General features: G+C 62.3%; 12 protein-coding genes and 1 tRNA gene. 2 read left to right on the top strand and 11 right to left on the bottom strand.

Annotation, left to right across the window (positions count from 1 at the left end; genetic code table 11):
• Positions 1-76 precede the first annotated feature (76 nt).
• The 9 genes from GKC28_RS08020 to GKC28_RS07980 form a co-directional block, all read right to left on the bottom strand.
• Positions 77-166: transfer RNA gene (locus GKC28_RS08020), tRNA-Ser, on the bottom strand.
• Positions 167-246: 80 nt separating this feature from the next.
• Positions 247-972, bottom strand: a complete 726-nt coding sequence (locus tag GKC28_RS08015) for an alanyl-tRNA editing protein (protein WP_174146381.1) — start codon at positions 970-972, stop codon at positions 247-249.
• On the bottom strand, positions 959-3,424 hold the full coding sequence (locus GKC28_RS08010; protein ID WP_174146380.1) for a DUF3772 domain-containing protein: 2,466 nt from the start codon (positions 3,422-3,424) through the stop codon (positions 959-961). The genes GKC28_RS08015 and GKC28_RS08010 overlap by 14 nt, the downstream gene beginning before the upstream one ends.
• Positions 3,421-4,455 carry a cysteine synthase A gene (locus GKC28_RS08005; protein WP_174146379.1) on the bottom strand — a complete coding sequence of 345 codons (1,035 nt, stop codon included), beginning with the start codon at positions 4,453-4,455 and terminating at the stop codon, positions 3,421-3,423. The genes GKC28_RS08010 and GKC28_RS08005 overlap by 4 nt, the downstream gene beginning before the upstream one ends.
• Before the next feature lie 68 nt (positions 4,456-4,523).
• Positions 4,524-5,648 carry an NUDIX domain-containing protein gene (locus tag GKC28_RS08000; RefSeq protein WP_174146378.1) on the bottom strand — a complete coding sequence of 375 codons (1,125 nt, stop codon included), beginning with the start codon at positions 5,646-5,648 and terminating at the stop codon, positions 4,524-4,526.
• 31 nt (positions 5,649-5,679) lie between these two features.
• The gene (locus GKC28_RS07995; protein ID WP_174146377.1) at positions 5,680-6,120 is read right to left on the bottom strand and encodes a TrgA family protein; all 441 of its coding nucleotides are present in this window, start codon (positions 6,118-6,120) and stop codon (positions 5,680-5,682) included.
• 28 nt (positions 6,121-6,148) lie between these two features.
• Positions 6,149-7,354, bottom strand: a complete 1,206-nt coding sequence (locus GKC28_RS07990; protein WP_174146376.1) for a cyclopropane-fatty-acyl-phospholipid synthase family protein — start codon at positions 7,352-7,354, stop codon at positions 6,149-6,151.
• An 81-nt stretch (positions 7,355-7,435) separates the two neighbouring features.
• Complete coding sequence (locus GKC28_RS07985) at positions 7,436-8,860, bottom strand: deoxyribodipyrimidine photo-lyase (RefSeq protein ID WP_174146375.1); 1,425 nt, start codon at positions 8,858-8,860, stop codon at positions 7,436-7,438.
• Between the two features lie 24 nt (positions 8,861-8,884).
• Positions 8,885-10,108 (bottom strand): aminotransferase class V-fold PLP-dependent enzyme, encoded by a 1,224-nt coding sequence (locus tag GKC28_RS07980; RefSeq protein WP_174146374.1) that lies wholly within the window; start codon positions 10,106-10,108, stop codon positions 8,885-8,887.
• Positions 10,109-10,369: 261 nt separating this feature from the next.
• On the opposite strand from GKC28_RS07980, the gene GKC28_RS07975 reads away from it, so the two are divergent.
• Positions 10,370-10,750 (top strand): VOC family protein, encoded by a 381-nt coding sequence (locus GKC28_RS07975; protein ID WP_174146373.1) that lies wholly within the window; start codon positions 10,370-10,372, stop codon positions 10,748-10,750.
• 212 nt (positions 10,751-10,962) lie between these two features.
• Here the strand turns inward: GKC28_RS07975 and acuI are convergent, their stop codons facing one another.
• Positions 10,963-11,955 carry an acryloyl-CoA reductase gene (acuI, locus tag GKC28_RS07970; protein WP_174146372.1) on the bottom strand — a complete coding sequence of 331 codons (993 nt, stop codon included), beginning with the start codon at positions 11,953-11,955 and terminating at the stop codon, positions 10,963-10,965.
• Between the two features lie 101 nt (positions 11,956-12,056).
• The gene (locus GKC28_RS07965; RefSeq protein ID WP_174146371.1) at positions 12,057-13,151 is read right to left on the bottom strand and encodes a dimethylsulfoniopropionate demethylase; all 1,095 of its coding nucleotides are present in this window, start codon (positions 13,149-13,151) and stop codon (positions 12,057-12,059) included.
• 199 nt (positions 13,152-13,350) lie between these two features.
• On the opposite strand from GKC28_RS07965, the gene GKC28_RS07960 reads away from it, so the two are divergent.
• On the top strand, positions 13,351-14,079 hold the full coding sequence (locus GKC28_RS07960) for a FadR/GntR family transcriptional regulator (protein WP_174146370.1): 729 nt from the start codon (positions 13,351-13,353) through the stop codon (positions 14,077-14,079).
• Positions 14,080-14,092 lie beyond the last annotated feature (13 nt).

The following is a 14,092-nucleotide window of genomic DNA, read 5'->3' as shown; positions in this document are numbered from 1 at the left end:
ACCAGCCGGTCTGCAACACGCTACTGCGCCGCACAGGGCCGCACCATCAGCACCATCAGCACCAATGTCAGGGTTATGGCGGAGAGACAGGGATTCGAACCCTGGAGACGGTTTCCCGCCTACACACTTTCCAGGCGTGCGCCTTCGACCACTCGGCCACCTCTCCGTTGAGGGGGCTTTTGAAGGATCAGCCGGGGAAATGCAAGGGCTGAAACTGCAAAAACTTCACTTACCCCCAAAAGTTTTTCAGGCCTCCAGATGCAGGTAGACGCGGCGGTTCTGTTTGCCCTTTTTCTCAACCTTTCCAAGGCGGATGCGGCCGATTTCACCGGTGCGCTTCACATGGGTGCCGCCGCAGGGCTGCAGGTCTACCTGCTCGTCTTCAGTGCCGATCCGCACCAGCCGCACCTGCCCTGCCCCGCGCGGCGGCGACACCGACATGGTCTTGACCAGTTGCGGGTTGGCGTCCAGTTCGGCGTCGGTGATCCAATCCTCCGTCACCTGCAGATCACGGTCGATCAGCGCCTGAAGCTGGTCCTGCAGCGCCTGCTTGTCCTTCGGCGCCTCTGGCATGTTGAAATCCAGCCGCCCCTTCTCAGCACTAATGGACCCGCCTGTGACCTCCAAAGGAATCACCACCGAGAGAAGGTGGAGCGCAGTGTGGACGCGCATGTGGCCATAGCGGCGATCCCAGTCGAGCACCTGGGTCACGGTGGCGCCTTCCGGCGGCAGGTCAGAACCCTCCGCCGGGATCATCAAAATGGCACCCTCCTCACCTTTCACCGTTGTCGTAATCTCGCACTGCCCCTCGGCCCACAACAGCTTGCCGCTGTCGCCGGGCTGGCCGCCGCCAGTTGCATAAAACAGGGTGCGGTCCAATATGATGCCGCCCTGCTCCGTATGTGTCAGCACCTGTGCCTCAGTCATCCGGGCATAAGTGTCCTTGCGGAACAGCAGCTCACTTGTCAGCATCTGACTCTCCATCAGCATCCTCGTTTGGATCTTGCTGCAAATCGTCCAGGTCCGGCTTGGACGGAGTCGCCGCGGGGGCGGAGGCCAGGGAGATCGCGGGCTCCCCTGCGGCAGGGGCTGCCTTGGTCTGGGCCAGCGCCTCCGGATTGCGGATCCAGATGTCGCGCTGCATGAAGGGGATCTCGATCCCTTCCTCCTGGAACCGCTTGGCGATTTCGTAGTTCATGTCGGATTTCACCGACAGCACCCAGTTCACGTCGCGCAGGATCGCGCGGATCTCGAAATCGAGGGAGTCGGCACCGAAGCCCTGGAACACCACCGAGGGCGCGGGGTTCAGCAGCACCATCGGATGCCCCTTGGCTATCTCGGCCAGGATGGCCTCGACCTTGCGCGGGTCGGTACCATAGGCGACGCCCACCGGCACGATCACCCGGCCGACGGTGTTGCCGCGGGTGTAGTTGGTGACGGTTCCGCTGATCAGGTCCGAGTTCGGCACGATCACATCGGTACGGTCAAAGGTTTCGATCCGGGTGGAGCGCACCGAAATGTCGCGCACGTAGCCCATCAGCCCGCCGACCTCGATCCAGTCTCCCTTGGAGACCGGGCGTTCGATCAAGAGTATGATGCCGGAGACGAAGTTCGACACGATGTTTTGCAGGCCAAAGCCAATACCAACCGACAGCGCACCGGCAACGATGGCGAGCGACGACAGGTCGAGCCCCGCCATGGAAATGGCGATCAACGCCGACAGGAAGATGCCTACGTAACCGAGGCCCGAGGTGATGGCATTCTGCCCGCCCGGATCGATCTTGGTCTTGGGCAGCAGCGAGTTGCGCAAAGAGCCTTGGATCAGCCGGGTCAGTGCGTAACCGGCGGCAAAGACCACCGCGAAGGTCAGGAAGGCGGTTGGCGAAATGCGGGTGCCGCCGATCTGGAACCCCTCAAGGAAGCGCGACCAGAGTTCAGTCATGTCTGCCACCCGCGCGCCCCAGATCAGCGCCAGCAGCGGCAGCGCCAGGGCGGCCAGCAGGAAGCCGATCAAGACCGCAAACAGCGACTCCTGCGCTGCAGAGCCCTTGCCGGACAGCCAGCCGTAGACGTCGCCCAGGAACCTCTGGAATACCAGCAGCGCTGCCAGCAGCGCCAGTGTGGACACCGCCGGGTAGATCAGCGCCTCGGCCGCGTTGACATATCCGAACGCAGCCAGCAGCGGAGAAACAAATCCCAACAAGTAGCTGGCGCGCCGCGCAAAGGCCAGGATGCGGTTGGCCCCGGCAGCAATGGCGCCGTCTTCTGCGGTGTCTGCCGTCTGCTTCTGGCGGCGTTTGGCGCCGATCCGGTGCAGCCGCAGCAGCACAAGTGCCGCCGCAGTGATCAGCGGGAAGCTGGCAACCGCATGGACGGAGGACGGGATGGTTTCGATGTTTTCCAGCTTCACCAGCGCGTCCTGCATCACCAGGATCACCGCCAGGATATCGACCATCAGCCGGGTTTCATTCAGGCGCCCCTCCTGCACCGGCACCAGATCGTTGTCGAGCCGGTTGGAGAACAGCTGGTTGCCAAGCCAGTGGAACGACAGGATCACCAGCGCCCATCCCGGCACATAGTCCAGCAAGAGCGAGCCGCGGCTGCCCAGTATGCCCGACAGCTCCACCGCGGCGGCCAGGCAGATGATGCCGATAAAAGGGAGGATGACTTCGAGCAAGGACACGACAAAGCCCCAGACACCGCGGCCGCTGCTGCCGAACTGGCGCAGATAGTCGCCGGCTGCATGGGCCCAGGGACGCCCCCTCAGCAGCAGAAACGCGGCAATGGCCAGGAGCAACAGCAGGGCTGGCAGGCTGTTTTGTATCCGTTCGGCAGTGGTTGCGCTGCCGATCCTTGAAGCAGTCTCGTTCCAGATGGAGCTAGCCGACCGGCTGAGAGTGCGCAAGGCGCCCGGCCAGTGTTCCGGATTCAGCGGCGACGGGCCGCGTTCCAGGAGCTTGCGGGTGCGGCGCTCACGGATGATCTTGTCAATCTCGGAAATCAGGCCGTTGGCGCGGCTGTAAGCCTCTTCGGAAACGATGCGCGGCACCTTCAGATCCCGGAGCTGCTCTTCCAGCGAAGCACGCAGCCGGGCGATGTCCTCGGGTTCGCTCTCCCCCTCCTCCGGCGCCTTGCCGAGAGCGCTGATCTGGCCTTCCAGTGTTTTGATACGGTCGCCGTTTTCCGTCCGCGCTTCCAGGAACCGCTGGCGGTAGCTGGTCAGCTCTTTGCGCAGGGCTTCCAGGGCGGCACTGGAGGCGCGGCTGGCGTCGATCACTTCCTCTGCGCGGTTCGCGGTCTTGAGCCAGTTCTGGTAGTAGGCGCGGGACTCAGCGGTCAGCTGTGCCAGCGCAGGCACTGCGAGGCCGGTCACAAGGACCAGCCCCAGCAGCAGGTTCCGCAAAGCGGTTATAATAGGTGTCATACGTCCTCAAAAACACCGGGGATCGACGCGGGCGTGTGGGTCATCCACTCCGGCACCGGCAGGTTCTTTTCACGAAGGAAATCCGGGTTGAACAACTTGGACTGGTAACGGGTGCCGTAATCGCACAGCACCGTCACGATTGTCTTGCCAGAGCCCATCTCCTTGGCCATCCGCACGGCACCGGCGATATTGATCGCGGTGGAACCGCCCAGCACCAGGCCCTCGTCGTGCAACAGGTCAAATACGTAAGGCACCGCTTCAGCATCAGAAATCTGATAGCTGTAATCCGGGGTGAAGCCTTCGAGATTTTTGGTGATGCGGCCCTGGCCGATACCCTCGGTGATCGAGCTGCCCTCGGAGGCCAACTCACCCTTGGTGTAATAGGAATAAAGGGCCGCGCCCATCGGGTCGGCCAGCGCGATCTTCACGCCCTTGGGCTGCAGCGCCTCGGCGACGCCTGCAATCGTGCCGCCGGAGCCGACGGCGCTGACGAAACCATCCACCTTGCCGCCGGTCTGTTCCCAGATTTCCGGGCCGGTGGTTTCCAGATGAGCCTGGCGATTGGCGACGTTGTCGAACTGGTTGGCCCAGATGGCGCCGTTGGGTTCGGTTTTGGCCAGCTTCTCCGCCAGACGCTGGGAATAGCGCACGTAGTTGTTGGGGTTCTTGTAGGGCGCTGCGGGCACCTGAACCAGCTGCGCGCCCGCCAGGCGGAGCATGTCCTTCTTTTCCTCGGACTGGGTTTCCGGGATTACGATGACCGTCTTGAAGCCCATCGAAGCCCCAACCAGCGCCAGGCCGATGCCGGTGTTGCCTGCGGTGCCCTCAACGATGGTGCCGCCTGGCTTCAGCTCTCCGCGGGCGATAGCATCGCGGATGATGTAAAGCGCCGCGCGGTCCTTGACCGACTGGCCCGGATTCATGAATTCCGCCTTGCCCAGGATCTCGCAGCCGGTCTCTTCGCTGACGCGGTTCAGGCGGATAAGAGGTGTGTGGCCGACGGCATCAGCCAGATCGCGTGCAATGCGCATGGTATCCCTTTCGATCGTTCCCCCAACGTGTATCCAAGGCACCCGGCGACCACAAGCCGGGAAGCGGCTCAGGAATACTGTGCGCGCAGCCCTTCACGGTGCCGTGACAGCCACAGCGCCGCAGTCACCAGCGGCATGTCCTGATAAGTCTGCGCGTCAATCCCGGCCATAAGTTCCTCATAACTGAGGATCTGGCTGCGGATGTCTTCACCCTCGCCAGCAACGCCACCGCCGCCCGAGACATCAGCAAGATCCGCTATTCCAATGAAAATATGAATATATTCCGCCAGCGCTCCGCTGGAGGGATAGCCCCGTGCCACGGCTTCCAGATGCTGGACGGTAACGCCCGCCTCCTCCACCGCTTCCCGCCGCGCGGTATCCTCGGCGGTTTCGCCCGGGTCGATCACACCGGCGACCGGCTCCCACATCCAAGGGCGGGCGTCCCCCATCATGAAGGGTGGTGCGCGGAATTGTTCCACCAGCAGCACCTGGTCGCGCACCGGATCGTAGGGCAGCACCACTGCCGCATGGCCCGCCATCGATGCAGACCGGTTCATTACCGGGCTCATACTGCCGTCAAACCGGCGGAACTGCAGGTCCATCTCCTCCATAGCAAAGAAGTTGAGATAGGCACGGTTATGGTTGTGAACGATCACGTCACGGCTGAGGTCATGCACACCGTCGCCAGGCCGGGCCTGCCCGGCCAGCCACGCGGCAGCGCGGCGGCGGACAGCCGGAAAGCAGCGAGCGACTTCCTCCGCGCTCAACCGGCCATAATAGGCCATCACTTCTTCTGCCGCGCGCAAAGACAGCCCCCCCCATTCAGCCACCCAGGCCGCCAGATCCCAGGGCTCCGCCGTCTGCCAAAGCCCCGGCTCCGGGAAGTAGACCTCAGCCGCGGCCGTGCTTCCATCCGGCAGATGCACAGCAACAGGCTTGAGCGCGTAACCGAAGCCTCCTTCGTAGTAATTCAGGGCATCCAGGTCGGCTGGCGACAGATCCCGTACCAGCACACCATCCGCCGTAGCGCCCTGACGTTCCTCGATTGCCGGAAAAGGCTGGCCAACCACCTGATAGACACCGTGACCGGGCAGTTTGGCAGGCTGTGCCCTGAGCGCGTCACCGCAGCGGCCCAGAACCAGTTCAAGCAATGGCAAATGGCGCAGCGAGCCAAAGAAGAAGAGATCAGCCACGGGAGACAACCTGTTTTTATTGCAAGGTATTTCAGCGCCAGCGATGCGAGGCGTTTTCGGTTACAAGACCAGCCAGCGCCCCGCCAACCACCAAGGGTATCACCACCGACGGCACGGCGATAAGAAAGAAGTATTCCATGCCAATGACAAAGATCTGCGACAGCGCCTCGAACGGGCCGCCGTAGCGGTGCCGCATGGCAAGGCGGAACATTTCCCATGCGCCCTGAACAAACAGCGCCCACAGCACCAGGACAGCCATGCCAGTCAGGCCATTGTTGATCGCAGGGACAACCCCGCGGCCGGCGCGTTTGCCCATGAAGATCCAGCCGCAAAGCAGCCCCAGCACCACGTTTATATGCACAAAATATCCGAAGTTGGTGCCCTCGGGCAGCTGCGGCATGACCAGAAAGGATACAATGAACGCCAGAGTAGCCAGGGATATTGCGGCGGCAAGTCGAGCTCCGGTGGGCATATCAGGTCAATTCCGTGGCGCGGTTCAGTTAGCGATGCGCAACTGTAATCTGCGTCACGTCGCAATTTCCAGTCTTAAAGGCAGCGGCGCAGGAAGTGAGGTAAAAGTTCCACATCTTATGGAAGCGCTCATCAAAGCCAAGGGCTGCGATCCGGTCCCACCGGGTGTTGAATGTCTCATGCCAGCGCCGGAGCGTCTGGTCGTAACTGCTGCCGAATTCGATGGACCGGACCACGCCAAGACCCGCCTTTTCCACCTGGGCGCGCAGCACCGCCGGTGACGGCAGCATGCCGCCGGGAAAGATATGTTTCTGGATGAAGTCGACACCTTTGCGGTAGACCTCCCAGCGCCGGTCAGCCACGGTGATGATCTGAAGTGTCGCCTTGCCGCCGGGCTTCAGACGGTCGCGGACCGCACCGAAATACGCGGGCCAGTATTTCTCGCCAACCGCCTCGAACATCTCGATCGACGCAATTCCGTCGAACTGTCCGCGGCAATCGCGATAGTCCTGCAAACGCAGTTCAACTTTACTTGAAAGCCCCACCTTATCAAGCCGTTGCCGGGCAAACCTTAACTGCTCCTTACTGATTGTCAGTCCGGTGACCCGTAAACCGCGATGGCTTGCAGCATATTCGGCAAAGCCGCCCCAGCCGCAGCCGATCTCCAGCACATGATCGCCGGGCTTGACCCCCATCTGATCCACCAAAGAGGCATATTTGGCAGTCTGCGCTTTTTCAAGGCTGTCCTGACCGCTGCGGAACAGGGCGCTGGAATAGGTCATCGTGTCATCCAACCACAGCCTGTAGAAGTCATTTCCCAAGTCATAGTGATGGGCGATGTTCTTTTTGGCCTGGCGGCGGTGGTTGCGATGGAGCCAGAAACGGAAGCGTTCATAGGCGCGCGCCAGTCCCTGGCCCGGAAAGCCGTCATAAACGGTTTCCGCCCCCATATGCACAAGATCCATAAAGGCTTGCAGGTCGGAGGTGCTCCACCAGCCTTCCAAATAGGCGTCTGAAAAGCCCAGGTCGCCCTCCCGGATCAGGCGGGAAAAGCAATCGGGATGGTGGATGATCAGGTCGGCCGCAGGTCCCGGGTTCCTGCCCTTGGCTGTGAAAATGCGCCCGTCCGGAAGCTGGATATCCAGCTGGCCGACCTCCATGGCCTTCACCTTTGCAAACACTGCCGGAAAATAGCGCGGCAGGTTTTTCTGGCCCTTAACGGACTTGAACTTCATTCGCTTCCCCCTATGCAGGATGCAGGCGTGCTATGGGAAAAAGCTAGGCCGCGAAGGGCTTTAAGGCAAGAAAACTGTGCGTTAGCGGTTTTCACGGCTGTCGTGATACGCCGTGAGCGCGCGGTCCCGGCCTGCCTGCAAACTGATGATGGGCTCTACCCGCGGCCTGTCCGGAGCGAGGTTCCACGACCGCGGGGCCGCATCGAAAAAGTCCAGTGCGGTTTGCGGCGGGCTATCCTTCTCTTCGGCAATCCAGCGGCCTGTGTAGTCACCCGAGGGATCGAATTTGTCCAGCTGGCCCGAGGGGTTGAATACCCGGAAGAACGGCGACGCATCGGGGCCGGATCCCGCCACCCACTGCCAGCCCATGGCGTTGGAGGCCGGATCCCAGTCCACCAGCGTGTCCGCGAACCAGTTCATTCCAATTTTCCAGTGCGCCATCAGATGCTTGGTCAGGAAGCTTGCCACGATCATCCGAGCCCGGTTGTGCATCTTGCCGGTCGCATAAAGCTCCCGCATCGCGGCATCGACAAAGCCGTAACCGGTCTGGCCGCGCTGCCAGGCCTGCACCTGCGGCGTAACCTCCTGCGACCAGGGGAAATCCTGCCATTCCTCGCGCCAGCTTTCGGTCAGGATATGGGGGGAATAGTACATCAGGTGATAGGCAAACTCGCGCCAGACCACCTCCTTCAGGAAGGTCTCGGCACCCTGGCTGGTCTGTTCCATTGCTGCGCGGCCCTGGTGCCACAGGCGGTGCGGGCTGATTTCGCCCCAGGCGAGGTTTTCCGAGAGGCCGGAGGTTGCGTCCTCGCCCGGAAAGTCGCGGCATTCCTTGTAGGCGGACACCTTGTCTTCCAGAAACTCATCCAGCCGGTCCTGCGCCGCCGCCTCGCCCACACGGCAATAGCGAGCCACAACATCCGCGCCCCGGCGCATTGCAGCGCCCATCTTCCAATCACTTATTTTCTCGCTTGCAGGCCATGTGTCCGGCGCAGGAATTTCCGAGGGGGCGGGCCGCAGGCTGTCCACATCGCGTACCCGCACGGATTTCCAGAACGGCGTGAATACCTTGTACATGCCGCCGGTCTTGGTTTCGACCGTCCAGGGTTCGAACAGCAGCCGCCCGCCGTGGGATTTGGCAGAGACACCCTGCTCCTTGAGCTGCGTCTTGACGTCCGTATCACGGGCAATCGCCTGCTGGTCGTAGAGGTGGGACCAATGCACGGCCCCTGCCCCCGTTTCCCCGATAAGCTCCCCCAGTACCTCCAGAGACTTGCCGCGGCGCAGGATCAGGCGGGAGCCCGCCTTGGCCAGTTGCTGGCCGAAATGCTCCAGCCCTAGGCCGAGGCGGAATTTGGGTGCGGCGCCCAGCGCCTCGTCCTGATCGTCCAGGATGTAAACAGGCAGGACCGGAGCGCCGCTACTGACGGCAGCCGTCAGGGCCGGGTTGTCACACAGGCGGAGATCCCGCCTGATCCACCAGATCACCGGGGGACGGCTGTTCATGTCGTGCTCCTTGTCCTGTTCGCGTTACAGCACCCTGTCCAGCGCCTCGATCAGCTTCGCGACCTCGTCTTCGGACGTGTAGTGGGTGAAGCTGATACGCAGCACGCCTTCGGCTGGATCAATGCCCATCGCCTCCAGTGCGCGCACGGCATAGAAATCGCCGCCGCCTGCCATGATGCCATGTTCTGCCAGCTGCGCCGCAACCGGCTCAGCCGTGCGGCTGAGGGCCAGGGCCACGGTGGGCGCACGGTTTTCGGCGGTGGACGGACCCAGCAGGCGCACATCGTTGCGGTCCTTCACTGCGTCCAGCAGCGGCTGCAGCAGCTTGATCTCATGCGCGCGCATCAGGTCGTGGACAAAGGCGCCGGTTTCAGAGGCGCTGCCGCTGTGGCCGTGATGAGTCGCCAGCGCTTCGAAATAATCCGCCATGCCAGCGGAGGCGGCCACCTGGGCGTGGTCGGGGCCGGCCGGAGTAAAGCGTTTGTAGAGGTCGCCTGCGTTGAAGTAGTGCGCCTGATTCGGCAGCAGTCCGCCCAGCGCCCGGCGGATCACCATGACGCCCTGATGCGGCCCGTAGGTCTTGTAGGAGGAGAAAAGGTAGATGTCGGCGCCCAGTTCATCCACATTCGGCAGGCCGTGCGGCACGTAGGAGACGCCGTCGACGCAGACAAAGGCACCCTCGGCATGAGCCAGCGCGGTGATCTCGGCCACCGGGTTGATTTCCCCCACCACGTTGGAGCAATGCGGGAAGCAGACCAGGCGGACGTTTCCATCCAGCAGGTTCTCCAGCTGAGCCGTATCCAGATGGCCGGTCTGCGGGTCCAGCTGCCATTCGCGGATCTCGATCCCTTCTTCTGCCAGCCGACGCCAAGGGCCGGTATTGGCCTCGTGGTCCTGGTTGGTGACGATGACCGCCTCCCCCGGCTTCATAATTTTGCGGAACGCCTGCGCCAGAACATAGGTGTTTTGGGTGGTCGAGGGGCCAAAGCTCAGCTCTTCCGTGGCGACGCCCATCAGCGCGGCCAGGCGTGTGCGGGCCTCGTCCATTTCCTCTCCGCCCAGACGGGAGGCCTCGTATGGCGCATAGGGCTGCACCTTGCGCTGGATGTAAAACCGGGTCAGCCGGTCTATTACATGACGGCAGGTGTAGGACCCGCCCGCGTTTTCAAAGAACGCCTGCCCCTTCAGGCTGGGTTCTGCAAAGGCAGGGAACTGTGCCCGGACGAAATCAATATCCAAAACGCTCATCGCGTGTCTCCTCAATCGCTGCGGTTCAGGGGGCGACCGGCACATGCCAGGGGTCACCCCGAACATGGCAGGTCTTCCAGCCGAGCCGCGCTCCCGCACAAGGATTGAGGGATCGCAGGCAGCCCTGCAAGGCGGAACAGGCCAAGCAGGACGCCAAGGTGGTATCGTACCAGAGGCGGTGCGGTCAAGCGGCACAGCTGATGCCGGAAACTGTCAGGAGCGCATGGCAGTCTGCCCCCATCACATCAAGGAGAACAAGACATGGCTTTCACACCAAAGGATTTCCTGGTCTGGGGCGAGCTTCCTGTAAGCGACCTGGACGCGGCAGTCACCTTTTACAGCAAGGTAACCGGTGCCGATCTGAGCATCGACGACAGCGGCCCGAACGCTATTGCGATGTTCAAGCCCGCCAATGAGACGACTGGTATTGCCCTGCATCTCTATCCCGGCAAGCCCGCTGGCGACGGCCGCGGCCCGACCCTGCATCTGACCGCCGAGGGTGAGTTGGAGGACGTGATGGAGCGCGTAACCGATGCTGGCGGCAAGGTAGTCTCAGAGACCATCGCGGTCCCGCCTGGACGGTTCTTCTATGCCACCGATCCGGATGGCAACTCGCTTGGTTTCTTCAAATACAACAGCTGACAAAGCAAAACGCCCCGGTTGCACAGCCGGGGTGTTTCTCCGTTTGCGGAATTTTCCTCAGCGCGCCTCTGTCCGCAGGCCGCGGAAGATGGCCCAGCACATCAGGCGCAGCTGCCATGCGCGGCGAGGTTCCTGTCCCAATGGCCGCGATTTAAAAGGAAAACGCGCGGACACCGCCGCGCGCTCCCGCAAATTATTTCTATTTCAATGGCTTACGAATTGACATCCACTACCACCCGGCCCTTAACCTGGCCCTTGAGGATATCCGCGCCGAGCTGCGGCAAATCACTGAGGGCGGCAGGCTGGATCATCGCTTCCAGCTTGTCCATCGGCAGGTCACTGGCGACCCGCTGCCAGGCCCGGACGCGGTTTTCATAGGGCTGCATGACCGAGTCGATTCCCAAAAGGTTTACGCCGCGCAGCAGAAAGGGAACCACGGTGGCTGGCAGCGCCGCGCCGCCAGCCAGCCCGACTGCTGCAACCGAGGCGCCGTATTTCATCTGCCCCAGTACCCGGGCCAGCATGGCACCACCGACAGCATCTACGCAGCCCGCCCAGGTTTCGCTTTCCAGCGGGCGCTTGGTGGTCTCGTTGATCTCCTCACGGGCGACGATCTGGGTCGCACCCAGAGAATTCAGGTAGTCCGCGGTTTCGGGGCGGCCGGTCACACCTGCGACTTCATATCCCAGGTTTGCCAGAATCGCGGTGGCAACAGAACCGACACCGCCGGCTGCCCCGGTAACCAGGACCGGACCATGGCCGGGTTCCAGCCCATGATCCTCCAGCGCCATGACAGCCAGCATAGCGGTGAAGCCTGCTGTGCCCACGGCCATCGCCTGACGGCTGTCCAGCCCCTGAGGCAATGGCACCAGCCAATCGGCGCGCACGTTGGCCTTCTGGCTGTAGCCGCCCCAGTGGGCCTCGCCCACGCGCCAGCCGGTCAGCACCACCCTGTCGCCACGCTTGTAGCGGTCATCAGATGACGCCTCGACGGTGCCGGCAAAGTCGATCCCCGGCACGTGCGGGTATTTCCGCACCAATCCGCCACCCGGGCCTATGCACAGCCCATCCTTGTAATTCACGGTGGAGTACTCCACCGCCACGGTCACCTCGCCCGCTGGCAACTGATCCAGGCTGATCTGCTCCACCGCGGCAGAGGTCTTGCCGCTGTCTTCGTCCTTGTTCACCACCAGTGCATTGAACATCTTGCCATCCTTTCCTGTACCGCAAACCAGATCCCTTGTTCATCTGGCCGCCAATATCCCGAGGAAGCCGCAGCGGGGCAGCCCCCCTCGGGTGTTTCACATCAGCGCCAGAATTTATCCTGAACTGTAGCAGGCCGCATCCCTGCCGGGGTCTCGACTTCCAGCGCGGTGCCCGGTGCCCAATGAGACCGGCCGACCATACCGATCGCCGCGTTCACTCCGAATTCAGGCGAAAAGATTGCCGACCCAATCGCCCCGACCCGTCGGCCATCGGCATACAGCGGCCAGGCGTCCAGGCAGGGCGGGATCTCTCCACCGATCAGCAGCGGGCGGATCTGTCGGGCGGGGCCGTTTGCGGCCTGCTCTGCTAGGGCTGCCTTGCCGATGTAGTCCTCGGGTGAATTGCAGAATTTGCCAAGACCGCATTCATAGGGCGTGTTTTCGCGGGTCATGTCATTGCCGTAGCTCAAGAGCCCGCTTTCGATCCGCTCGATCGCGTTCGGGCAGCCTGCTCGCACATTCAGGTCTGCGCCGGCCGCAAACAGCGCGTCCCACAGCGGCATCCCCAGTTCGCCGCCTTCGACATAGACCTCGAAGCCGCCCTGTTTGGACCACCCGGAGCGCGCCACCACCAGTTCCACTCCCCGGAAGGCCAGACGCTTGTAGCGGAAGAAGCGGATATCGCGCACCGCGTCGCCAAAGACTCGGGCCATCAGATCGTCCGCCTTGGGACCTTGCACTGCCAGCGGCGACACGTCGGGCTCCACTATCTCCACGTCGAACCCTTTGGCGATGGCAATGCCCAACGCGAACTGCAGCAGGTCGCCGTCGGCAAGCGACAGCCAGTAGTGGTCCGCTGCCAGTTTCACGGCCACAGGGTCGTTCAGCATCCCCCCGTTCTGATCTACAGTCGGCACGTAGTAGCACTGGTCATCCGCCATCTTGTCCATGTCGCGCGGGCTGATCAGTTTCATCAGCCGCAGCGCGTCCGGCCCCTTGATACTCACTTGGCGCTCGCAGGCCACATCCCAGACCTGCACGTGCTCTTTCAGGTGGGCGCAATCGTACTCCAGGCTGTCGAACACCGTGGCCAGCAGCATGTGGTTATAAACCGTGTAACCCCTTACGCCCGCGGCCTCTACGCCGGGGGAAAAGGGGGTGCGCCGGATGCGGCGGGAAGGAAATATGCTTGCCATGCTCAAGTCTCCGTTTGAGCGTTTCCGAAAAGTGGCTGCACGCGGCAAAACTGATGCCGCAAAAGCCCGCGTACAGAGGTTCCAAGCATTGCCCTCCCCCGACTCAAGCCTTAGGCTCTAAATGTCAGACTTTTAAATGTCAGACAAATGATTTCTTGCCGCCACCGCCCCGGCGCAGCACATTATCAGGACCAAAGGCATGAAAATTGACCCCAAAAGCTCCGCCGATTTGTCGGTTCAGATAGCCCAGGCCATTAAAGATGCCATCATCTCGGGCGAATTGATCGTGGATGAGCGGCTGCCGTCGGAGGCGGAGTTGTCGGACCATTTCCAGGTGTCCCGCCCGACGGTTCGCGAGGCACTGAAGCGGCTGGCGGCGCAATCGCTGATCCGCACCCAGCGCGGCGCCTCCGGCGGGGCCTTTGTGAACCGCTTGAGCTTTGAGGATGCCTATGCGCAGCAGGTCACCACCTCGACCCTGCTGCTGAGCATGAATGAAGTGAGCTTTGATACCGCCTGCGAAGCGCGTTATGCACTGGAGCGCGCCTGCGCGCCGCTGTCGGCAGAGCGCCGCAGCGCTGACCACCTTGCCACCATGCGGGCGGAGATTTTCCGCCAAGGCCAGCCAGGGCTGACGGACGTGGCCTTCTGCGCCTCGGATGTGGCTTTTCACCGGGCGCTAGTGGACGGGGCCCGCAATCCGGTGCTGTCCTACCAGTTGGCAGGCGCAGTGGAGGCGATGCAGCCGTTGATGAATATGGTCACATTTACGGCACGGGACCGCGCCGTGATTACTGGGCTGCACAGCCGTATCGCCGATGCCATCGAGACTGGCGACGGCAATGCAGCCGCTGCAGGGCTGAAGGATCTGGAGAACGAGACCCGCAAGCTGGCGGCCGATGTCTTTGCTGCCCGGGCGGCAAAGTAGGAACTGCTAATCC

The organism is Leisingera sp. ANG59 (assembly GCF_013317235.1).
GTDB lineage: Bacteria > Pseudomonadota > Alphaproteobacteria > Rhodobacterales > Rhodobacteraceae > Leisingera.
The sequence above is the reverse complement of the archived record's forward strand: the minus strand, read 5'-3'. Positions and strand labels throughout refer to the sequence as shown.